This window comes from Litorivivens sp., assembly GCF_041625495.1.
In the GTDB taxonomy this organism is placed as follows: Bacteria; Pseudomonadota; Gammaproteobacteria; order Pseudomonadales; family Spongiibacteraceae; genus Litorivivens.
On the sequence record NZ_JBFJTH010000019.1, the window covers coordinates 12,271 to 35,132 of the forward strand.

The following is a 22,862-nucleotide window of genomic DNA, read 5'->3' on the forward strand; positions in this document are numbered from 1 at the left end:
TTTAGCGCAACAAAGCATTACTTGGGCGAATACCAAATTGGCGAGCTGTAAGCCCGTTCCTGGATAATCGACGCGCCCTCGTCTGGTCTATCTTTACCCAGCGCCAGTGCATCCAGATACACGTGCCGAGCGGTGGGAATTTGCAGCACCCGCACGTAGTAAAAGGCGCTTTGCGCGGGATTAAAAGTTGGATCTTGCCACACAGCCTGGAGACTGGCAGCGCCATGGGCATCACTGTGACGCCCCGTACGTGAATCTACCGTAACCGGCAAGGGCGACAGGTTTCCACCAGCGTCGAGACTGCGTTCACCGGCCCAGGCCACATTAAACACCTGCTCCTGACTAGCGCCCGCTTCATCCAGCCACCCCTTCACCACCTGCACACGGTCCAGATTGGCAGCATTGGGGTCTTTCAGTGCCTGAATAACCAACCGCGGCGCGCCTTCGCCGGCGGTCAATTCACTGCCCATGGGCACACCGCGCGCGCGCAGTGATTGGTCGGTCGCCTGGGCATCACCCAAGGCATAGTCCCAACCGCCAAATACTCGCAGGGCAATGCGCGGCCCAGTGGTTGCATAAACTTCGCGACGCTTTAGCGCCGCCATGATTGCTTCGCGGGTATTGTCCTCAGCCCACACCGCCGCCATCCCGGACGCAGACATACTCCAGCCACTGGCGAACTGCTCGCGGCCATCGGCCCGACTCTTGGTCTCCGGCGTTGAATCTCTGGCCAGTTTACCCCCAAAGTTCGCCTCCTCCGCCGTAGCCAACCCGCTGTGACTGTCAGTTGAGCCAATCAGACCAAATTGATAGGGGTTCACACCCAGACGCTGCTCAAGGGTCAAGCCCCGTTTCAGCGCAGGTCGGACATAATCCCCCCTGTGAGGCTGATAATCCTGAGGTTCCTGCTGAATGTAGAAGGGGTAGGTTTCGAAATCTGCAAATTCATCGGTCGGTGAGAACACCGGGTGCGTTTCCGAGTCGCCTTTTATCTGTGTCACCTCCACCACTGGCTCATACTGCAGCCGCTTGCGTGCATAGGCTTCAGTAAAGGGATCTCCGCGCAGGGTCTCTTCCGGAAACATGAAGCCTTTGGATATGTTGGAGTTATGCGGAATAGACAAAAACTCTGCACCGGTGTCTTTGCTGGTGGCATCCAGCCACGCCCACAGATCTTCGGGATAGGGACTATCGTCCGAGCCAAAGGGCTGGAATTGACTGGCAGTCTCGCCACTGGCACTGGTCATGACTACTCGATGCAAATTCGCGCCACCCGGCAGCGAGCTCCATTCCCAGGCGACAAACGTCGTAAACTCTCCCGGCACGTAGTTCTCGTCAGCCAGACGAGTCAGTGATTGCCAGGTTTTCTTTTCCAATGCCTCGGAGTTAATAATTGGCTGCGCCGTGTCCTGCCACAGATTCTTTGCGGAGAGACGTGGGTCGCCCTTGTGGGGCAGCAATTCAATAAATGCATCAAACCCCGCATCGCCATCGATCAGCCGACGAATATGGCGCTCCGTGAGCCAACCCTTGATACGATCCAATGGGCCGGGATCGTCCAGTTGTACGCCATTGAAATACACTTCCCTGGCCACACCCAGAAACTCGGCATGATCCGCAATAGCAATAAAATCCAGCGGCGCACTGATCTGCATACGCGCGCGATGGTAAGGGTGCACCACTGGCTCACCACGAGCAAAACGGTATGCCACCTCGGGCGTTGCGCTGTGATTATTATTAAGGAAGGCGTCAAAGGAATACGCCGTGTGCACATGGGTATCGCCCCACAACAACCTGGGCTCTGCAGCTCCCGCAGCTTGCGCCAGTACACAGCAACATAATGCGCCCAGCGAGCTGGCTAGCCATCGAAACCGTGTAACCATGGTTCTCTCCTTTTTATTATGTCGCCAGTCGGCCTGACCCCGGCCCCGGAATGAAACGACGGAGGAGGGCATTCAATTGGTTCAACAATCTGGACTCAGACTTATGGCCCTCATTTTATCGACATTTACAGTGCCACATTTTCTGTGAAATGATAAGCCGCATAAGAACAACAGCGAGACACCCGCGATGGCAAAACCAAACACAGCACATTTCGCTGTCGGTCTGATGGCATGGCTGGCAGGCCTCAGCCTCGCCAATGAAGCCACGGTGATCGAAGAGGTGATCGTTACGGCTCAAAAACGCGCGGAAAATATCCGCGATGTGCCGATCTCTATCACTGCGCTGAGCGAAGACTTCATCAACGATGTCGGTATTACCGATATTGGAGAGCTTTCACAATTCGCTCCCAACCTGGTGATCAATGCCACGCCCTACACAGGCTTCGTTGCCATGCGCGGGCTTGGCTCGGGCAACAACAAAGGCTTTGAGCGGTCCGTGGCACTGGTTATTGACGGCGTGTATTACGGTCGCCAGGACTATCTGTTTGAAGCTCTGACCGATGCCCAGCGCGTTGAAGTGTTGCGAGGCCCTCAGGGCACACTGTTTGGCAAAAATGCGATTGCCGGTGCGCTCAACGTTACCACAGGCCAAGCCAGCCGCGAATTCACCGGCAAGGTCAGCTGGCTAGGAGGCGACTTTGACAGGCGCCGCTTCCAGGCTGCGATTGGCGGACCACTAATCGATAACAAAATTCACTTTCGCCTGGCCTTAGAAAACGAATATCAGCAAGGGGTCATCAAGAACACAACCGCCGATCTCAATCGCGCAGACTATCCTCAGGTGCAGGATATTGATGACCATATGCGCAGCCGCGATAACGATATAAAACGCTTGAAACTCCACTTTCCATCACTGGCGCAAGGTCTCGACATCAACCTAACCGCGACCGACACCAGTGTTTTTGGCAACAGCACCGGCACCGAACTGACCGCCGCAACACCCGCCACACTCGAGGTATATCGGCGTTACGACCCCAACACCGAAGCCGATAAAAGCAATCAGACATCGTCCCAGAATGCGAATCAGGATACTCTGCGCGAAGGCGCCTCTTTTACCTTACAAGCTGACTATGAACTCGGGGAGTATGCCTTCACAGCCGTGGCCGGCACTTCAGAGTTCGACAAGGTACACATACTGGACGCCGACTTCGGGCCGGCTGAAATTGTGCTACTGACCGGCGATGATACCTATGAACAAAATAGTCTGGAATTGCGCCTGGCTTCGCCGCCTGGTGCCCTGGAGTATGTGGCCGGTTTGTATTATTTCGAATCCGACTACTTCGGGCTGGGCACAACCGATCTTGAAACCGCGCAAACCCTCGAAGTGATCGCCGCGGTTCGGGGCTCTCCCGCCACTCTGAATGAATTGCTGAACATCGCCGCAACAACGCCCCTGCCCGCCGATGATCGACTGAACAATTTCCGCTATTTCGATCAACAAACTGAGTCGGCGGCAATTTTTGGACAGGCCACCTGGAATCTGTCGGACCAGCTGGCCCTCATTGCAGGCTCGCGCTACTCAGAAGAAACCAAAGATGTTCACGCCATCTTGAGTCACAATAGTTTTGTGGCCGAACGTTTTTTCGCGCAGTTTCTATTTGAAGAACCCTACAACGAAAACCGCTCGCGCAAAGAAACGGACTTTTCCCCGAAGCTCAGTGTGCGCTACGAAATGAACGACGAAGTCACCTTTTATGCTACTTGGGCAAAGGCCTTTAAAGCAGGCGGTTTCAACGAAGCAGCCGTTAGCGCAGACAACCTCGAATTCGAGCCTGAAAACGCCGAAACCTACGAAGCCGGAACGAAAATGCGCCTATTGAATGGCGCTGCGACATTGAATATCGGGCTGTTCAGTACCGATTTCGACAACCTGCAGGTCAGTCTGTTTAACGGCACCAATTTTTCCGTTGGTAATGCAGCATCGGCGCGCTCGCGCGGCGTGGAGATCGAATCACAGCTCCTGCCGGCCCCCTGGTTGGCGCTCAATGTATCGCTAGCCTATCTCGATTCCCGCTACGATAAATTCCCGGACGCCCAATGCACAGCAACCAGTGGCGAGAGCGCCTGCGATCTCAGTGGGAAAAGACTCACCCGCGCACCGGAATGGGAAGCGACCCTGGTACAACGCTGGAATCTTACCCAATTGATCCCCGGCCTGAATGACCTCCCCTTCAGCCTCGGTCTGGGCGTAGATGCCACGTTCCGCGACCACCAGTTTTTCAGTACCGACCTCGACCCGATCGATGCCCAGGGCCCCACCACGGAAATGAATGCCAATCTACGGGTGTCCAGCCTGGACGACAATTGGTCTGTCACTTTATTGGCACGCAACATCACCCGCCGGGAAATTCAGGCTCATGGCCAGGACGTGCCACTGCAACCGGGCAGCCATTTTGGCACCATGAATGCGCTGGATCGCTATTTTGTGGAATTTCTCTACCGCTGGTAACGGCCTGCACGCCAGCATTGACCCTATACCTTACTACAGGCTTTAATTTCCTCACGCTGGAACTGTGCAGAAACATCGGGAGCGCGCCACGTGACCTACCGTATTGGTGAATTAAGCAAACTGACCGGTTGCCATATTGAAACCCTGCGTTTTTACGAGCGCGAGGGACTGCTGCCGCCACCACCGCGCGGCAGCAACGGCTATCGTTACTATCCCAAAGACAGCGTTGCCAGGGTCCGGTTCATTCTCCACGCTAAACAGCTGGGCTTTAGTCTGAATGACATTGCCGAACTGCTGTCTATTCAGGTGGCGCAGGATGCGCGAACCTGTGCCGATGTAAAATCGATCGCACAGCAGAAACTCAGCACCATTCGACAGAAAATTCAGGAGCTTGAAGAGATGTACAGCGCACTGGAAGAGGTGGCTAAAGCCTGCGATGGGAGTGTTGATTCTGCCCGATATTGCTCAATATTGCAGGCACTGACACAAAATGCAGAGCCAATGTAAACCCTGCACACACTGTCAGCTGAAAGCTGTTAACCGATTTTCGGCATCGCCGATTTCAATCGCTTATAAAGCTTGCTGTTACGCTTGATCGCCTTGTGTTTAGCGTAGGCATCTACCGCTTTTTCCCAGGCGCCGTCGGGGCCGTGGGCATTCAGTGAGAAACTGGTACAAACGGTTTTACGTTCCAGTTCCGAAGCAATGCCCACCTGGAAAATCGGCGTTAAATTGCCGCTTTTCTCTGTCTTAAGCAGGTAACTAATACCTTTCACGGAGCCATCTGCATTGAAGCAACGCTCATCTTTTGCTGCTTCACGCGCTTTGATCTGAAGTGTTTCCAGCTCCCGATCACGATCCTGCGCCAAGGTCTCAACCGCTTTCTTCTTGGCGCCAGTCAGACGTTTTCCATTTTGCTTAAGAGAGAAATATTCCTGATACAGTTTACCATCGACAGTCCGTCGTACCCGGTAGCCGTAAAAGGCCTGATTATCTAATAGTTTTACGCTCATGGTTCCGCAATAGCCTCCCGCTGCTTGCAACACACGCTCATAGTTAGTTACCGCTAACTCGGTACATAACTTTACGCCTAATATATGATCTTGCAATGAATATTTTTACACCCCGTGGTCCATATCCAGAGACGGCGAGGCCTGCGAAGGTTTTCCAACGATTTTTGCTGGCACACCTGCCACCGTGGTATGGGCGGGCACATCCTCAACAACCAAACTACCGCCCGCAATTTTTGCGCCTTCACCAATATGAATATGGCCCAATAATTTAGCGCCGACGCTAATCAACACGCCGTCACCTACTTGCGGATGACGTGGGTTGTGTTGCGTACCACTGCCACCCAGCGTCACACCGTGCAACAGCGACACGTTGTCGCCGATACTCGCCGTTTCACCAATCACCACACCCGTGGCGTGGTCGACCATAATGCCAGCTCCGACCACGGCAGCCGGATGAATATCCACATCCAAAGTGGTAGAAATACGGTTTTGTAGAAACAGCGCCAGTGATCGCCGCCCCTGCTGCCAAAGCCAGTGCGCAAAGCGGTAAGATTGCACAGCCTGGAATCCCTTGAAGTACAACACCGGCAACGCAAAGTAATTGCACGCCGGATCACGCTCATAATGCGCGTGGATATCAGCCACTGCTGCTTCCAAAATGGCTGGCTGGTCGCGCATCGCTGCATCAAATACTTCGCTTAGCGTCATTTCCGGCACTGAATCGCAACCCAGCCGTGTCGCAATATGAAAACTCAGTGCCGACGCGAAGGAATCATGGCTCAAAATATTGGCGTAAAAATAACTGGCCAACGCAGGTTCGCGTTCACTGAAACCCTTTACCTCCTGCTTGATCGTCTGCCACAACGCTTCGGTGTCGTAGACCGTAGTCATAGAAATGCATCCTGTGTTATCGCCGCTTGTGCCGGTTTCACAAACCGCTCGAAGATTTCTTCGCAATGTTCCTCAACAACCTCGCGCAGGGCAAACGTTTCACAGCCTCGAATCCGCGCCAGCAAGCAGTCAATCGTCAGCTGCCGTTCACATTCCGCAGCAATGGGCGCATAACTCAAATGCCATCGCTCTGGAGCAACACCGCCACTATCAAAGGCGTAAGGACGGAAAAAGCCCTCCGAGCTGCCCTCGGCAATTCGCGCATCGAGCCATTCATGCAGCGCCGCAAACGGGCCGCCAACGTTGACTTCGTCGGGTGTGAGTTGCACCGCATAATCCACCGGGACTGCGGCTGCATCGTATACATCAAGGTCACTGCCCCAGTGATGACGCGACGCACCGGGCAATGCCGACCAGCGCAGAATGGCCTGCACCCAGGCCCAGTCATCCAGCTCATCGCGTCGCAGCGGATTACCGGAACTGTCCAGCACCGGGCGTTGCCCGCCGGCCTTTTGATTCCAGATTGCCAGCTGACGCTCAAAGGAGCGAAAACAGCTGACCGGCTGCAAATCAAACCCAGCCTTACTTGCGCTGAGCTGCAAGCGCTGCAGCGCTGCTGCCGCCTGCGGATGTAAACGATGCTGTTCGTCGAGGTGGCAGAGAAAGGATTCATCACTACCGGTTAACTGGTCGGCGCTCACGTTCACACTCACAAAAAATGACGAATTTCCGGCGACACTGCATACTATCGCCAACGAGGTTAGCGGGTGAATTCTGCAATGGAAGAGCATAAAAAGCGAATCGCACTGGCACTGGGCAGCGGCAGTGCCCGTGGCATGGCCCACATTGGTGTCATTCAACGATTGGAAGAGCGAGGCATTAAACCCGATATTGTGTGCGGCACGTCAGCAGGCGCCCTCGCAGCGGCCGTCTACGCCTGCGGCAAGCTGGATCATTTTGCAGACTGGGTCAGCGGTCTGACCAACAGCGACATACTGCATTATATGGATATTCGCCTGCTGGCCACCGGTGGGGTGGCCCACGGCGGTCGGCTGATCGACTTTTTCAAGAAAAATTACGGCAACCCCAACATTGAAGATCTGCCGCTGCGCTACACGGCCGTGGCCACCGATCTCTACCGCGGCCGCGAAACCTGGCTACAGGAAGGCCCGCTGTGGGACGCGGTGCGCGCCTCCATCGCCATACCGGGTGTTCTGGTACCCGTTGCGCAAGGTAATCACTGGCTGGTTGATGGCGGTCTGGTCAATCCCGTTCCCGTATCGGTCGGTCGCGCCCTTGGCGCCGAAACCATCATTGCCGTCAATCTGAACAGTGATTTAGTGAAACCGCCGACAAAAATTACTGCCGTGGAACCAGCGGGTTCAGAGGAGGCCGATCTGGACGACGAGGATGACGACGAATTTTCCATGCTCAGCCGCCTAGGCAATTCCATCAAGGGCGCCGCCAGCAACTTGTGGAGCAGCGGCAACAAAGCACAGGCGCCCGGCGCGCTTAATGTCATGCTCAGCTCTATCAATGTGATGCAGGACCGGATCACCCGCAGCCGAATGGCCGGCGAGCCTGCCGATGTGACGCTGTCACCACGCCTGGCACACGTCGGTTTTCTGGAATTCTCGCGAGCCGGCGACGCTATCGAAGAGGGCCGCGCCGTGGTCGACAGGATGTGGCCAGAAATTGAATATGCCTTGCAGCTGGCAGACGATCATCAGCAGCCGCCAAGACCAGAAGAGCCCGAGCCCCAGCAGCCGGCGGATATCGACAAGATGGTGAGCGCCACCATGGAGAAAGTAACGCCAGAACCGCCGTTCGACGATACGGTTTAGGGGCGCTGCCGGCCAGCGGGTGGACTGGACGCCCAGCGGCAGTGCGCTCACGGCGCGCGCATTTGCCCTTGCGCTACCAGAACAGCTTCTCCGCCAACTCTCACGTTGAGCGGCGCCGAGGCACAGGTTTCAAATTCCACCTTCAACAGACTCTGACGCGTGCGTTTCGTGCCGCGTTCAACCCACAACGTGTGGGTGCCCTGCGCCAGCTTTTCACCAAGAAAGGCGACAAAGGCCGGCACTGCAGCGCCCACTGGCGGATCGTCGTGAGGCGAGCGCCCCGCCCCCAGCAGCCGCAGATGAAAATCGGCCTCCGGATTTTCGGTTTCCGAACAGTACACCAGTATTTCACTAACCGGCACCGACGAGGCGCTGCTCTGCGCCCATGCTTCCGCATGAAAGGCGGCGCGGTAAACCGCATCCAATGAGCGCAGTGGCACAATCAGGTAGGGAGAACCACAGCTGACGAACAGCGCTCGCGCTTTCAGGGTTTCGAGATCTTGTGACTCCAAACCCAATATGCCGAGCAATTCCTGTTGCGCGGGCACGTAGCGATCAATCTGCGGCGTGACGGTGAAGCCCACTTGCGTCAGAAGGCTTTTGTCGGAACGATTGAAAAGAATGGGCAATCGCTGCTCACCCTGCACAAACTCGCACTTACTCAAACCTGTCCCCACGGCAATACCACCGGATTCGGCCAGCGCGAAGGCCGCCGCCACCGTGGTATGACTGCCAGCTGCCCTCTCCCCTAGCGGCGAGTACACTCGTAAGCGGGCCGCGCAATCAGCCGCAGACGGCATAACAAACACCGTTTCTGAGTGATTGGTCTCTCTGGCCAGCATTTGCATCTGCCCCTCAGTCAAACCATCGGCCTGAGTAAACACGGTGATCTGCGCGCCACTAAAGGCCCGCTCGGTAAACACGTCCACAACACTGTAGGGGTATTGCATGCCATTTCTCCTTATCGCCCTGTTTAGAGCATAGCACCGTGCCCGCCCCTCGCCAGCCCTGTGCGACAACAAAACTTTGAGTACAATGTGCGCTTTTTATGGCCACAACTATGACGTTTCTCTGCCACAAAGACACTATTGCCGAGCCCGGCAGTCTGGGGATTGACAAACACGGGCTATTTATCGTGCGTCAGAACGGTCGGTGCTTTGCCTACCGCAATCGCTGTCCCCATCTCGGGGTTGAGCTGAACTGGACTGAGAACCAGTTTCTAGACAGAGACGACTCGCTGATACAGTGCGCCACCCATGGCGCACTGTTTGTTGTGGAAACCGGGGAATGCGTCGCCGGCCCCTGCCTGGGCGACTGCCTTGAAGCAGTGCCCATTATCGAGCACAACGGCGAGCTGCACCTGGCTGAGGATCAGACCTAGCTCCCGTGCTGAACGCAGTCATTGCCTCTGACGTGAAACGCAATAATCTTTTAAACCAAACGTCATCACACGAAATACGCCCAACCTATACCCAGTTGCGACTCTAGAGAAATGTTAGGCAGTCAAATCGCCTTGCGGCGCCCCGCATCGCCATCCGTTTGCAGCGAACTAACGATGCGGAAGACAACAAAAAACCAGAGTCATGAAGACCGCTTTAAATACTTTGTCTTTTTCAAAAAAACATTAATACACTTGCCGCAATTGGCTTAATGGTGGCTAATTCCTGCCTGAGGGCCTCCAGCTGAGCAGGCCTTTTTCTGCAGCCCCTTCTCCTCCCGCACGTTCATTCCCGTTGCTCCCCCCCGACAACAGGCCTAAATTTCATCGAGAACCGCTGATGGCAGCACCGGCTCAAAGGGCAGACGCCCTGACAGCACGATCCCGTCGGGCGAAACCTCGCAACCATAAGCCAGCACCTCCACCCCTTCAGAGATGGCCGCACGCACCGCCTCACCGTATACCGGATCGATACTGTCGGCCGGGCCGATCCGCTGAATACCCGTATGCATGGCCAGTAAAATCATGACCGCGCGATCTCCATTGGCCACAACCTTTGCCAGCTCCCGCACATGGCGGGTGGCACGGTCACTGACCGCATCAGGGAACGCGCCATAACCGTCCGACAAGCCCAGCGTCACGCTTTTCACCTCAACCACGCAGCGGCCGGGCGACTCCAACAGGAAATCCGCGCGGGTACCCTCCTCGACTTTTACCTCTCGGCGGTGGCGTTCATAGCCCATCAGTTCCGGTATGTTGTTGTCTGCCAGAGCGGCGGCGACCACCTTGTTGGCCCGTGCCGAGTGGATACAGATGCGGTTTCCCGCGCTGGTTTCGATAAGCTCCCAGGTCAGGGAATATTTGCGCTTAGGGTTATCCGACACTGACAGCCAGATCGTGGCACCGGGCTCCATGCAGCCAGTCATGGCGCCGGTATTGGGGCAATGCACCGTCACCGTCTCGCCGCTCGGCAATTGTACGTCTGCAAGAAAACGCTTATAGCGCCTCAGCAGAGTGGCTGTAATCCAGTGATCCGACATGGCAGTTCCGCAGTAAGAATATGTTATAAGTTACGTCGTTATAAGAAGACGGGCGATGCACTTTAGCAAAGTCGGCCCACTTACTGAAAACCCGGCCCGGATGAGATCCCTTGAAGCGACAAGCCACCTCCCTGTTCCTATTGCTGCTGTGCACCGCGTTCAACCCAGCACCGGCAGTCGCTGAGCAAAAACCACTGTGGGAGCTGGGTTTTGGCACAGTGATGTTTCACCGCCCTGATTATCTGGGCGCTGATGAGGACAGCTTCTACATACTGCCGTTCCCCTACATGGTGTTTCGCGGCGATATTCTCAAGGCCGACGACAACGGCATACAGGGGCTGTTTTTTAGCGGCGAGCGCTGGGAGCTGGATATCAGCGGTGGCGGATCACTTCCGGTGAACAGCGAAGATAACAGTGCCCGAGAAGGCATGGACGATCTCGACCCGGCATTTGAGCTCGGGCCGTCGGTCACCTATAAAGTCACTCTCGAGTCCCCGCACAGGGTCACCGCCGAGTTTAAAACACGAGCATTGATCTCGGTCGGTGACAGTGGCATGCACCACGAGGGCTGGGTCGCCAACCCGGAATTGCGTTGGGAGTTCCAGCAGCGCCCCGGACTGCGCTGGGGCAGCAGTATAGAAGCCCTCTACGGCAGTGCTGACTACCACGGTTTCTTTCACAATGTGTTGCCGGAGTTCGCCACCGCTGAACGCCCAACCTACGATGCCGATGCCGGTTACGGCGGCGCTGCCATCGCCGGCTTTGTGCGTTGGCAACCCAAAAAAGACTGGCACCTATACACTTCACTAACCTACCACCATCTGGACAATGTGAGCTTTGATGACGGTCCGCTCTTCCGCCAAAAATACGGCATTTATCTCAGCTTCGCGCTGTCACGCACTCTGATTAAATCAAAAACGCTGGTACCCTGAGACTCATGAAAGCACTTAAATTCTTTGCGGTCACTCTGGCGTCGCTGCTGCTGGTATTGCTAGTCTTCATCAGCCTGCTGGTTATCCAACCCAACTGGTTTAAACAACCGATAACTCGCCTTATCAATGACCAAAGCGGGTTGCAAGTCAGCCTTGGTCGCATAGACAGCGGCGTCGGGCCGGCCAGCCTGCAACTGCAGAACGTCGCCGTAGCCCACCGTGGGCAGCAACTGCTTAACGCCGAGCAAGTGAGACTGGAGCTCACCGATTGGCCCTCGCTGGAAAAGCCATTTTTCCGACTGGCGCTCGCAAGCCCACAGGTGATTTATAGCCTCGACAAAGACGGCAACAGCAACTGGCCCCAATCCAGTGCCCCCAAGGAAGATTCTTCCACTTCACCCTTGCCGTTCGCCCTGCCCGGCGACTTTGCGTTTGAGAACATTCTGATAGAAGACGGCGATATCCAGATTAGCCTGCCGGCCCAGCAACGGCATATCACCCTGCCATTGCTGCAGCTTGAGCGCACCGCTGAAAACCGGGCACGCCTAGCAATACGAACCGCCATCGATGGTGAGGCCTTCGAGCTGGACGGGGAATTTACCCTCTCCTCGGCCCATCAACTGGCATTGGACCTCGCACTCAGCAATAACGCCATGCAGACCCGAGTCGACGCATCACTGAGCACTCGGGCGCAGATGGATGGCAGTGCCGGCAAAGTGTCGTTCAGCCTCAGCAACACCGCCTTTATCTCCCGACTGCTCGGTGTAGAGATCCCTGAGCTACCGGAAGCACGGCTGACAACCCGATTCGGCATTGATTCCCACTACCGCCTGAGCGACCTGGAACTGCAGCTAGGCGACCAGGCCTTGAGCGGCAACGCCGTCTACTCGCCAACTGACCACCACCTGAGTGCAACATTGCGCTCGGACCACGTTGATCTCGACGCGCTGCTGGCGTTATTCCAGTCTGAAGCCATCGCCGAAGCTGGCACTGAAGTGGTAGAGAAAGAGATAACTGAACCACCCGCCAAGCCTGAGCAGATTGGAGAGGCCCAGATTGACTGGAGCGGCCTCAACGCCGTGAACCTGGACGCTGATATTGTGCTGAAAGCCTTCTCGGGGCAGCAGTGGCGGGTTGCCGACATAGACGCCAAGATCGTCATTCGCGGCGATAAGAAACGTCCGCGACTGGCGGTGGCCGCGAGCACCGGCAAAATCCTTCAAAACACAGAAAATGGGTACGCGCTGGATTCCGTCTCGCTGGACGCAGAGTTCACCGCCCTGGATTTGCAAACCCAAGGTGCAGACGCCGATGCCAAGCTCAAGCTCGCGGTGAATGAGCACATCACTCTCAACGCTGAAGGTCGAGCCAACCTGAACGCGCTAGAAGAACAGGAGCTGACATTCCAGCTTGCAGCCCCCAGCACGCTGACCTTGTGGCAAGCAGCCAAATTGCCCTACACCGAGGCCGGCGCGCTGAACGTAGACGGTAAACTCAGCTCCTTAAAGGGCGTACTCAGCCCGGCGCTCATCATGCAATTGGGTGACCAGCGACTCAACCTCGATGCCAGCTATACGCCCGGTGATCGTCCAAAGCTTACCGCCAGTGTTAGCGGAAAAGATCTGGATATTCGCTTTCTCAGCCCAGAGCAAACGTCCGGCACGGCAGAAAAGCCCAAAACCGATGCAACAAAAAAGCCGTTATTCTCCCGCGATACCATCGACAACCGTTTGCTTAGGGAGATGGATGCAGAAGTCGCCTTCAATATCCAGGGTTTGACCACACCCGTAAATCGAATTGATGAAATCAGCCTGATCGCTCAGCTCAACAAGGGCAAACTGACCACGCGCAATAGCCAGATCAAACTGCCCGACAATGACTTGAATTTCAGCTTCAGCGGCAACTTTACGGAGAATGACAATAGGGCCCAAACAGAACTGACTTTTAACAGCAGAAATGTGGGCGCGCTTGGGCTGGAAGAGGCCGCCCAGATTCGCGGCGGTCACGGCAAGGTAGAACTGAAGCTGGCCTCCCACGGTACCAGCGCGCATGCACTGGCCAGCAACCTCAATGGCAAGATAGACACCCGCCTGCAGGATCTGACCATGGATAACAACAAGGTCGACCTGATCGGCTCCGACTGGATTACTGAAGCCATCACCAAACTCAACCCCTTCGCCAAATCAGATCCCGTCACACAACTAGAATGCGTTTCGGTTTATTTCGATGTGAAGAATGGCGTAATGGTCAGTGAAAAGAACCTTCACGTAGAAACCAGCAAAATGAAAATTATTGGCGATGGTGAAGTGGATCTGGGCAAAGAGCGCATGACCCTCAACTTCACCCCCATCGCGCGCAAAGGCCTCGGTGTAAACCTGAGCTATCTTGCCAAACTGGTGAAAATTCACGGTGATATACAATCACCGAAGCTGGGCGTGGACGCCGGTGGTTTGTTCAGTTCTGCCCTGTCAACCAGCGCGGCCATGGCGACCGGCGGTGCCTCTCTAATAGCCCAGAGCCTGGTCGAACGGGCTATGAATGCCGGTAGCGCCTGCGATCCAAGCAAGAAAATAGAGCTGGCCATCCCGGAACCCGAACCGGAATCCCCAGCCGATGGCACGGCGGAAACGCCACCAGCCCCCGAAGCGCCCTAAAACGGCAGCGATTGCAATTTCGCGTGAACTGCGCAAAATGCACAGACGACGCAACCACGGAGAAGCTCCATGAGCAAAGTCTACGACTTTGAAGCCGAAGCCACCAATGGCGCCAAAAAGTCCCTCGCCGACTACCGCGGGCAGGTGCTACTGGTAGTTAACACTGCCAGCAAATGTGGATTCACCCCACAGTTCGAAGGCTTGGAAAAGCTCTACAAGAAATACAAAGATAAAGGGCTGACCATTCTTGGTTTCCCCTGCAACCAGTTCGGCAAACAAGATCCGGGCAGCAACGGTGAAATTCAGGAGTTCTGCCAATTGAACTACGGCGTAAGCTTTCCCATGCACGCCAAGATTGAGGTGAATGGCGATAATACTCATCCGCTGTTCAGTCACCTCAAAGAAGCAGCCCCCGGCCTGATGGGCACCAAGAAAATCAAATGGAACTTCACGAAATTTTTGATTGATCGCGAAGGCAATGTGATAGAGCGCTTTGCTCCAGCGACGCCGCCCGAGAAAATCGAAGACAAAATCCAGTCCTTACTGTAGGCGCATCGTAACGTCGAGTGTAAATCGAGCGCCTCAACAACCGCTATATGAGTGCTATACCTGCGGGGCCGTACGCCCCCTCACCCTCTCCCTTTGAGGGGCGGGGTGAGGGTATGCCCGGAGATAGCAGATCAAAATCAAAGCCTACCCACCTGCGTTAACGAAGAACCTGTCTTTATCCGCATCTAGACGCTGGGTATTCGTAACTCACCCTCGTGCGGTGACCAGTTCACACCGGTTTAGAAAATTACACTCCAACGCTATATGACAAGCCGTTAATTTGATGACGGTGTGCAGCTGTTATGCTCGATTGAAATACTTGGCCAACGGATAGAGCAGATGCCAGCCACGGAATCAATCTGGACGGAAGAAGTGGATTTTCTGGTTGTCGGTAGCGGTGCCGGAGGTATGAGCGGCGGTGTCGTCGCCGCGGCCAGCGGGCTGAAAACCCTCGTATTGGAAAAGACTGATCAGTTTGGTGGCACCACCGCGCTGTCTGGCGGCGTCATCTGGATTCCCGACAACCCGTCCATGAAGGCAGGCGGCATCAACGACAGTGAAGCCGATGCTCTGGCCTATCTGCAGGCGGTTGTAGGGCCAGATGTGCCCACCGAAAAACTGCGCTCGTATATCCGGCAAGGCCCGAAGATGCTGCAGTTCTTCGAAGACCATGCCGACCTGCCCTTCGAAGCCGCGCTGAAATATTCCGATTACTACCCGGATGCACCGGGCGCAAAGCCCGGCGGCCGCTCGATGGAGCCCAAGCCCATCAGTCGCCGCCGCATCGGCAGGCACGCCGCGGAGCAACGATTTCCGGATTTCCTTAAAAGCGGCTTTATGCGCTTTGCCATCACCGTTAAGGAAAGCCGCGAAGTCATGGATATGACGCTAAAGGGCAAGCTCCTGATGCTGCGCAATATCCTGCGTTTTTACCTGGATATACCCAGCCGCCTGCAAGGCCTGCCTGACAACCGACAAACCCTCGGCCGGGCTCTGGTGGTGCGACTGCGCCGCGCCCTGATGAACTGGCAGGTCCCGCTTTGGCTCAACGCCGAGGCACGTCAGCTTCTCGTTGAAGACGGCAACGTCATCGGGCTGGAAGTAGCTCATCAAGGTGAGATCAAGCGTATCCGCGCGCGTCGCGGCGTCCTGTTTGCCAGCGGCGGTATGGGACAGAACGTGACTCTGCGACAGCAGTATGGACAGCTGCCGACAGGCGAAACCTTCAGCAGTGATTCACCGGGCAACGTCGGTGACGCCATTGCCATGGGACAGGCGGTGGGCGCCGACCTGGCCTTTATGCACTGCGCCTGGTGGACACCCTCGGTAAAATTCCCCGACGGATCGGTACTGGCACTGATTTCAGGCAAGGCCATGCCCGGCTCGGTCTTTGTCGACAGCAGCGGCAAACGCTTTTGCAATGAAGCCGCCCCCTATGAAGACCTGATCAAAACCCTGTGGAACAACCATAATAACGGCGTGGATTCCGTGCCCTGCCACATGGTGTTTGACGCACGTGCGCGCCGCGATTACATGATGGGGCCGATTCCGCCGGGCAAGGTGCAACGAGACGCGCTGTTGCCCCAGGACTGGTTTGACAGCGGCTTTCTCTGTAAGGGCGACACCCTGCAGGCATTAGCGCAGCAGATGCAGGTTCCCATCACACCATTTTGCGACAGCATCGAACGCCACAACCAGTTTGCGCGCGAAGGCAAAGACCCGGACTTTCACCGGGGCGAGAGCGCCATCGACCGCTACTATGGCGACCAGGCCATTCAGCCAAACCCCAGTCTCGCCCCCATCGCAGAAGCGCCATTTTACGCCCTGAAAGTGTACCCGGGAGATCTGGGCACCAAGGGCGGACTGAAAACGGATAGCTTGGGACGCGTGTTGAAAACCGACGGCCAACCAATTAACGGGTTATACGCCTGCGGCAACTGTTCCGGTGCCGTGATGGGTGACAGCTACCCCGGCGCTGGCTCAACGATTGGCCCGGCCATGACCTTTGCCTATATCGCTGCGCGGCACGCCGCTGGCCAACTCACACCGGAGAACGCCAATGACTGATACTCGCTATGCATTCGAAGAAAAAGGTCGTTTTGCCCGAGGCTGGCATATCGTCGCCCTGTCGCAGGAGCTCGCGCCCGGTGCGGTGAAAGCTCTGCACTATTTCAACGAAGATCTGGTCTTGTTTCGCGGCAACAACGGCCAGGCTGTGATTCTAGACGCCTACTGCCCTCACCTCGGTGCGCATCTGGCAGGCACCGGTAGCCGGGTGGTTGGCGACACCATTCGCTGCCCCTTTCACGGCTGGCAGTTTGACTGCAGCGGCTCTTGTACCGCTATTCCCTACGCCAACAAGATTCCGGAACGCGCCAAAAACGCACTCAAAAGCTGGCCAACGGTGGAGAAAAACGGCTTTATCGCCCTGTGGTATGACAGCGAAGGCGGAGCACCCAACTGGGAACTGCCGACGATCCCGGAGTGGAATCAAGCCGGCTGGGGTGACTGGCGTTTTAACCGCACGGTGATCCGCTCCCACGGCCGCGAGATTATTGAAAATATTGTCGATGCCGGGCATTTTCCGTCCGTGCATGGCGGCCACCCCTTACAGTTCGACAACCGCTTTACCGCCTATTCGGTGAGCCAGGAATCGCGTATTCAGACCGACCTGAGTCTGGATATGATTCAACCGCGCGGTATCGATTTTGACATCAATGCCGCCCGTCGCGAGCGCGGAGCGGCAGAGGCTGACAGCTGGGGCGTGGCCACCTATCACGGCCCTAGCGTGATGTACTACTACACCACATCAAAAAGCCCGGAGTTGTCTTACGCCAGCTGGTGGCTCAACTACCACACCCCAATCAACAACGAGGAAGTAGAGCTGACGTCCGGCGTTATTGTAGCCAGTCTGACAGACGAACCCCTGCCGCAGGAATTTGTTGATCAGTACCCGCTGTCTGCGATAGCCGCCTTTGGCTCAGATGTTGAAGTGTGGGAAACGAAAAAATATCGCAGTGATCCGATTTTGTGTGACGGCGACGGACCCATTAATAAACTGCGCAAATGGTACGATCGGTTTTATCGTCCGCGTGCAGAAGAAGCGTGGGATGAGCCCGAGCGGGTGATCAGCAGTGTGCGCGAATAGCAATTGCGTGCAAGGAAAATGTGATGCCTCAATACAGTGAAACTCAGCCAAACATTGCCCGCACCGCCGCCTGATCAACCTTGAAGGACAGCGCTGTGCGCGGCAATTCCTCCACAATTTTCCACTGCACAGGAATATGGGTTGCCAGTACGTGCTCACGTAGATGGCGCTCCAGTGCCTCGACGGGCACATTTTCGGCGCCGGGCTTCAATACCACCGCCGCCACCGGCACCTGTCCCAGACGCGCGTCTTTCAACCCCACCACCGATACCGCAGAGACCTGCGCATGTTTCAACAGCGCTTTTTCAATAGTTTCGGGCAGTATTTTAAAACCGCCGCGTACAATAGCGCCGTCGGCTCGGCCGCGATGGAAAAGGTAGCCTTCATCATCAATCACAGCAAGGTCGGAAGTGCGAATCCAATCCGGGCCAATACGTGGCGAGACCACTTCGAGAATCCCCTCCTCTCCCGCTGAGAGCGGCTCGTAGGTTTCCGGGTGAACCACCCGAAGGCAAAAGCCCGGAATCGCTTTCCCGACACTACCAATTTTTTCTCGACCACCATTTTCATACAACTCTGGCGTCATCCTCGTCACCGGGCCGCCAAACTCGGTGGCGCCATATGAAAGCAGAATGGGAATCCCGTAGCGCTGTTCAAAACGACGCTGAACATCGGGATCGAGCGGGGCGGCACCGGCGCCAAGCATTTTCAAGCTGGATAAATCTTCTGGCGGAATGTCGGCATCGAGTACCATCTGAAGCCCCGCCGGAGGCATGCCGCTAACGACCGGCCGATATTTCACGATATAAGCGTGCCAGTCTTCCACCCGAAATCGATCTAGCAGAATGATCTGTTGGCCGAGCAACAAGGCTGGCAAGGTCGAATACAAACCCGAAATATTGCCTATCGGAAAATACAGCAGTACCGGAATATTCCCAGTTTTCAAACCCGGCGCCGGTGCACCGACAAAATGAATCGCAATAGTGTCGTAAGTCAACGTAAAAGGTTTAGGCTTGCCCGTAGTACCGCTGGTGAGAATTTCCACAACGGGTGGGTTTATTGCCTCGAACTGCCGGTTGGTAGCGGCGGTAATCGGCTGTAATTTCATTCCCGCCAAGGCAAGCCCACCTATACCCGTGCTGTTCAGCACAGCCATAAGCTCGTCGGAAAAAATCGAATGATCTGCCACCACCACCGCCGGCCGCAACATGTCAATCTCCCGGGCGATCCCCACAGATGACTGAAACGGATAGATCATCCGAACACTGAAACCACCCGCAAGCAGGCCGACAAACGCAGCCAACGCAGAGGGATGATTACGTGCCACAAAAGCGATTTTGCTCCCGGCAGGCAAAGCCAGCGCTTGCAGGTGCGCCAGGATGCTGCCAGCGAGATCACTCAGTTCGCTGCGCCGAATCCAATCTCCCTGAAATTGCACGGCAGGCTCGCTCCCGCGTCGGGCAATGGCTTTATGGGCTAGTGCCGCCAGGCTTTGATTACCGGTCTTTGTCACAGGCTTTTCTGCAGTACCTAATAGCGAAATTGTAATGTCGCTTAGCATCGCAGTAGTCGCATCTGTGAGCAATATTCTTTGTAAGCTATGCCACCTACAATCAAGTCACTGTGCCTGCACAGGGGCGGGTGCCAAAGTGCACACGGCCCGGACGCTATCTCAGCAACAGCTGCGCTACCGTCCACGCCGGATCATCTACCGGCAAATCATGGCCAGCCGCGTCATGGATGCATATCGGCAGCTGCCAGTGCATAGCCAGCGCCTGTGAGCACCGCACATCAACCAAACGATCCCGACGTGAAGCCAATAGGCAAATCCGTTCACTATGCAAGGGCAAGTCGCAGCGAAATCGCGACGCAGCGTAGAGCTGTCGCAGCAGATTGCCAGCTTTCACGGGGTGCCTCTGCGCGATATCCAGCAACGCCGGCAATATCGTGGAATCATGCCGACGCAGGTTAAAACTCAGTTTTTTCACCGCGCGTTCACGCTGCCTGATACTGAAAAGCCCTGCCAGCAACCGAAAAAATGCACCGGGCTTCATCCGATGATAGAACGGGCTAAGGCTCGCAAGGCTACTATTGACCATGACAAGATCGCAGATCTCATCAGGGTATAATCGCAACCAGCACTGCCCCACCATCCCACCCATCGATAAACCGATAATCCGATAGGGCGGCGCTAGCCCACGTTCCTGACATTCACGTCGCAGTGGCGCCACACAGTTGTCCAGCACACAGGGACTCTTGTCGCGACAGCGAGAGCCGTTGCCCGGCAAATCCAAACAATGCACTGCACTCGGCGCAACGGCATCGGCCAGTGCGCCCGCAAACTCCAGCCAATGCCCTGATTCGCGGCCAAGACCACGCAATAGAATATAGGTCTCAGCCATACTGTTCGTACCAGCGCCGCACCGCATCGCGCTGTTTGAATAGCCGCTCGTGTTCGCAGGGCAACCAGGCATCACTGGCACGGGCGGCGCGAATCAGAAACTCCATCAACACCACATGGCGGCGCAACACCCGCTGCAGGCGATGGGGTTTGGTGGGGTTAAACAGGCCCTGCAATGAACGCAATTGCAGCGGGTTTTTCTTGACCCAGCGCCACGACCCCATTTCAAGGGTCAACGGTAACAACAGGCGGTTACTGGCTTCTGCCTCGAGTGCCATCCAGTCCCACAAATCGCCGTGGGTTATGTAGTGGCGTGATTGGGGCTCAAATACATAATCGAGATGGGGATAGGTGCGCTGCATCAGTTGATACAGAGCATAAAACTCCGCCAGCCTTGGTACCGGTTCACGTGAGCGCGCATAAGGAAACCAGAGCCGGTCGTACATGCCAAAACCAGAATGAACATCTAACGCCAGCACACAAGGTGAGCGCGCAGTTTCAGCCATCACCAGATCAAACAAGGCTTTCGCCTCCGGTTCTATGGCGCCGCTTTTGCCGCGGTACCAAGGCAGCCATCCCCCGAGCCGGTGGCCGCCGACGAGAAATGCCGCCTTGCCCGGCGCATCGACCGGCGCATTGCGCAGGAGATCAATACCCGCGCCATTGGCCCGCGTTTGCCGGATCAACCCAACCGGATTGAGTATAGGCACGAATACCAGACGCAAGTGCTTCAGCCCGCCGGTCAAACTGTGATCCCACTGCAGGCGCTGAATCAGCGTCTCCAGAAACGCGAGCACCACCTGCGAGCCAATACGCTCCACCCCGTGCACACCACCCACAAACAACAGTACCGGCACGTCATCGGACTCGCTTCCCAACTCCAGTGCCTGGACGGGCAGTTGCTCTTCCGGGGTCAACGAAACCGATGCCAGGGTGCGACTGCGCAGTATCGGGGAGGAAAACATCATTAGATTGTTCAGGTGACGCAGCTCTGGCGTCAGTATAACTTCCTCACCCATTCTTGCCTCTGTGTCGTCCATCAGCACGCAGTCAATCACGCTTGTGTTACTGCTTGATGTCAGTGCACAAATATGCCGAATGGATGAGGGTATTTTGGGATAGGCCGAGGCAGAATGGGTACACACAACAATAACAACATGCACACCATGAAACAGACTGATCAGGGATTGATTCCGCTCTACAGTATTATCGCTGCCGTCAATCAGTTGCAACGTCAGGGGTTTGACCCCGATGCTCTGCTGCACGGCTCCAGCATCTCACCCGCCCAGCTCGGCACAGACCGCAGCTGTCGGCAGATTGTGCCCTTTGACGATCTGGTTCAGGTATACCAGAACGCCGTGAATCTGCGACCAGAACCTGGGCTTGGCCTGCAAGTGGGCAAAGACGCCGGGGTAGGCGTTTATGGCGTAGTCGGGTTTGCCATGCTATGTAGCTCCACGGATATCGACGCGGTCAATCTGGCCATCAAATACCAGAAAGCCATCCTGGGAACCAATGTACAGATCTCCCTCCAAGTAGAAGGCGACCTCGGCATAATCCGGGTCACCGACACCCTGCCCCACGGCGCCGTGAAGGTGTTTTATATGGAGCAATTTCTCTCCGGTTTTTTGCGCTTTAACGACGTATTGGCAGAACGCCCCAGCCGCATCTGCGAGTTGCGTCTGGACTACCCCAACCCCGGCTACGCCAGCGCCTATGAAGAAACGTTTGGTTGCCCAGTACGCTTCGACAGCCAGCATACCGATATTGTATTCCGTACCGATATTCTCGGCGTCAATCTACCCAACGCCGACCCGGTCACTGCACGCGCTTGTGAACAGGTCTGCGAAGATTTGATGCGTCAGTTTGATCGCGCCGGCAAATACAGCATCCAGGTACGTCAGTTATTGGAAAGTCACTGGCAGGAACAACCCTCCATGGAAACCCTGGCACAGGCCCTGGATTGCGATGCCCGCACCCTACGCCGACGTCTGAATCGGGAGAACACCAGCTTTCGCGAAATCAGGGATATGTTGCGACAGGAAATGGCCATTGAGCGCTTGCGACGCTCCGATGTATCCATTGCCGATTTGGCCAACGAGCTTGGCTTCAGCGACAGTAGCTCTTTTCGCCGTGCATTTCAGAAATGGACAGGCCATCAGCCGGGTTACTACCGGAACTGACGCACAAATTCGCGCCATCGAGAAAAATTTTCTGCTGTCCGCTTTTGCAAGCTATTCAACCTTTTCGGTCAACCATCTCTCAGCGCGCGCCCGAAAGGGTCATCAGCGCGTCGAAAACGGTCAAAAATAACCAATATATCTTTATAAAACAGCATGTTAATAACTTTGACATCGCTTTTCTTCCAGCCTATTTTCAGCCATTGAGCTGCACCGTCCAAACAATAACAACCGAAAAAGGAGACAGCGATGCGAAGCATTGTTCGCGCACTCTCGGCCGGCATCATCCTCACCGCCAGCCTTGCTCAAGCCCAATCCCACTGCCCCGGAGCGTCCTATCTTGCCACCAGTTGTCGCGATGGCGTCTGCCGCACAGACGC

The 22,862-nt window shown here is 55.9% G+C and carries 19 protein-coding genes; 10 read left to right on the plus strand and 9 right to left on the minus strand.

Annotation, left to right across the window (positions count from 1 at the left end; genetic code table 11):
• Positions 1-17: 17 nt before the first annotated feature.
• On the minus strand, positions 18-1,883 hold the full coding sequence (locus ABYP39_RS03780; protein WP_372748037.1) for a DUF3604 domain-containing protein: 1,866 nt from the start codon (positions 1,881-1,883) through the stop codon (positions 18-20).
• A gap of 187 nt (positions 1,884-2,070) precedes the next feature.
• Here ABYP39_RS03780 and ABYP39_RS03785 point away from each other — a divergent pair, with 187 nt between their 5' ends.
• The gene (locus ABYP39_RS03785) at positions 2,071-4,392 is read left to right on the plus strand and encodes a TonB-dependent receptor (protein WP_372781193.1); all 2,322 of its coding nucleotides are present in this window, start codon (positions 2,071-2,073) and stop codon (positions 4,390-4,392) included.
• A 90-nt stretch (positions 4,393-4,482) separates the two neighbouring features.
• Complete coding sequence (zntR, locus tag ABYP39_RS03790) at positions 4,483-4,899, plus strand: Zn(2+)-responsive transcriptional regulator (RefSeq protein ID WP_372748039.1); 417 nt, start codon at positions 4,483-4,485, stop codon at positions 4,897-4,899.
• A gap of 29 nt (positions 4,900-4,928) precedes the next feature.
• Here the strand turns inward: zntR and ABYP39_RS03795 are convergent, their stop codons facing one another.
• The 3 genes from ABYP39_RS03795 to ABYP39_RS03805 all read right to left on the minus strand — a co-directional run bounded on the left by ABYP39_RS03795 (position 4,929) and on the right by ABYP39_RS03805 (position 6,997).
• On the minus strand, positions 4,929-5,405 hold the full coding sequence (locus ABYP39_RS03795) for a hypothetical protein (protein ID WP_372748040.1): 477 nt from the start codon (positions 5,403-5,405) through the stop codon (positions 4,929-4,931).
• A gap of 105 nt (positions 5,406-5,510) precedes the next feature.
• Positions 5,511-6,296: a serine O-acetyltransferase gene (cysE, locus tag ABYP39_RS03800; protein ID WP_372758422.1), complete on the minus strand. Its 786-nt coding sequence runs from the start codon at positions 6,294-6,296 to the stop codon at positions 5,511-5,513.
• Positions 6,293-6,997 (minus strand): M15 family metallopeptidase, encoded by a 705-nt coding sequence (locus ABYP39_RS03805; RefSeq protein WP_372781195.1) that lies wholly within the window; start codon positions 6,995-6,997, stop codon positions 6,293-6,295. The genes cysE and ABYP39_RS03805 overlap by 4 nt, the downstream gene beginning before the upstream one ends.
• A gap of 78 nt (positions 6,998-7,075) precedes the next feature.
• On the opposite strand from ABYP39_RS03805, the gene ABYP39_RS03810 reads away from it, so the two are divergent.
• On the plus strand, positions 7,076-8,140 hold the full coding sequence (locus tag ABYP39_RS03810) for a patatin-like phospholipase family protein (RefSeq protein WP_372750487.1): 1,065 nt from the start codon (positions 7,076-7,078) through the stop codon (positions 8,138-8,140).
• A 47-nt stretch (positions 8,141-8,187) separates the two neighbouring features.
• Here the strand turns inward: ABYP39_RS03810 and ABYP39_RS03815 are convergent, their stop codons facing one another.
• Positions 8,188-9,090 (minus strand): PhzF family phenazine biosynthesis protein, encoded by a 903-nt coding sequence (locus tag ABYP39_RS03815; protein ID WP_372781197.1) that lies wholly within the window; start codon positions 9,088-9,090, stop codon positions 8,188-8,190.
• 110 nt (positions 9,091-9,200) lie between these two features.
• Between ABYP39_RS03815 and ABYP39_RS03820 the strand changes: the two genes are divergently transcribed.
• Positions 9,201-9,521, plus strand: coding sequence for a Rieske (2Fe-2S) protein (locus ABYP39_RS03820; RefSeq protein WP_372781199.1), 321 nt, complete (start codon positions 9,201-9,203; stop codon positions 9,519-9,521).
• A 374-nt stretch (positions 9,522-9,895) separates the two neighbouring features.
• Here the strand turns inward: ABYP39_RS03820 and sfsA are convergent, their stop codons facing one another.
• The gene (sfsA, locus tag ABYP39_RS03825; protein ID WP_372760660.1) at positions 9,896-10,618 is read right to left on the minus strand and encodes a DNA/RNA nuclease SfsA; all 723 of its coding nucleotides are present in this window, start codon (positions 10,616-10,618) and stop codon (positions 9,896-9,898) included.
• 110 nt (positions 10,619-10,728) lie between these two features.
• Between sfsA and ABYP39_RS03830 the strand changes: the two genes are divergently transcribed.
• From ABYP39_RS03830 to ABYP39_RS03850, 5 genes are all read left to right on the plus strand, one after another.
• Positions 10,729-11,550, plus strand: a complete 822-nt coding sequence (locus tag ABYP39_RS03830) for a MipA/OmpV family protein (protein WP_372764354.1) — start codon at positions 10,729-10,731, stop codon at positions 11,548-11,550.
• A gap of 5 nt (positions 11,551-11,555) precedes the next feature.
• A complete protein-coding gene (locus ABYP39_RS03835) occupies positions 11,556-14,204 on the plus strand; it encodes an AsmA-like C-terminal region-containing protein (protein ID WP_372781201.1) in 2,649 nt (882 codons plus the stop codon).
• A gap of 69 nt (positions 14,205-14,273) precedes the next feature.
• Positions 14,274-14,753: a glutathione peroxidase gene (locus ABYP39_RS03840; RefSeq protein ID WP_372748028.1), complete on the plus strand. Its 480-nt coding sequence runs from the start codon at positions 14,274-14,276 to the stop codon at positions 14,751-14,753.
• A gap of 339 nt (positions 14,754-15,092) precedes the next feature.
• Positions 15,093-16,820, plus strand: a complete 1,728-nt coding sequence (locus tag ABYP39_RS03845; RefSeq protein WP_372781203.1) for an FAD-binding protein — start codon at positions 15,093-15,095, stop codon at positions 16,818-16,820.
• Positions 16,813-17,901: a Rieske 2Fe-2S domain-containing protein gene (locus tag ABYP39_RS03850; protein WP_372748030.1), complete on the plus strand. Its 1,089-nt coding sequence runs from the start codon at positions 16,813-16,815 to the stop codon at positions 17,899-17,901. The genes ABYP39_RS03845 and ABYP39_RS03850 overlap by 8 nt, the downstream gene beginning before the upstream one ends.
• A gap of 43 nt (positions 17,902-17,944) precedes the next feature.
• On the opposite strand, the gene ABYP39_RS03855 is transcribed toward ABYP39_RS03850, so the two are convergent.
• From ABYP39_RS03855 to ABYP39_RS03865, 3 genes are all read right to left on the minus strand, one after another.
• Positions 17,945-19,414, minus strand: a complete 1,470-nt coding sequence (locus tag ABYP39_RS03855) for a class I adenylate-forming enzyme family protein (protein ID WP_372748031.1) — start codon at positions 19,412-19,414, stop codon at positions 17,945-17,947.
• A 154-nt stretch (positions 19,415-19,568) separates the two neighbouring features.
• Positions 19,569-20,303: an alpha/beta fold hydrolase gene (locus tag ABYP39_RS03860; protein ID WP_372781205.1), complete on the minus strand. Its 735-nt coding sequence runs from the start codon at positions 20,301-20,303 to the stop codon at positions 19,569-19,571.
• Positions 20,296-21,360: a M14 family zinc carboxypeptidase gene (locus ABYP39_RS03865; RefSeq protein WP_372781207.1), complete on the minus strand. Its 1,065-nt coding sequence runs from the start codon at positions 21,358-21,360 to the stop codon at positions 20,296-20,298. Before ABYP39_RS03865 ends, ABYP39_RS03860 begins: the two co-directional genes overlap by 8 nt.
• A 75-nt stretch (positions 21,361-21,435) precedes the next feature.
• Between ABYP39_RS03865 and ABYP39_RS03870 the strand changes: the two genes are divergently transcribed.
• Complete coding sequence (locus ABYP39_RS03870; RefSeq protein WP_372781209.1) at positions 21,436-22,485, plus strand: AraC family transcriptional regulator ligand-binding domain-containing protein; 1,050 nt, start codon at positions 21,436-21,438, stop codon at positions 22,483-22,485.
• Positions 22,486-22,862: the final 377 nt, after the last annotated feature.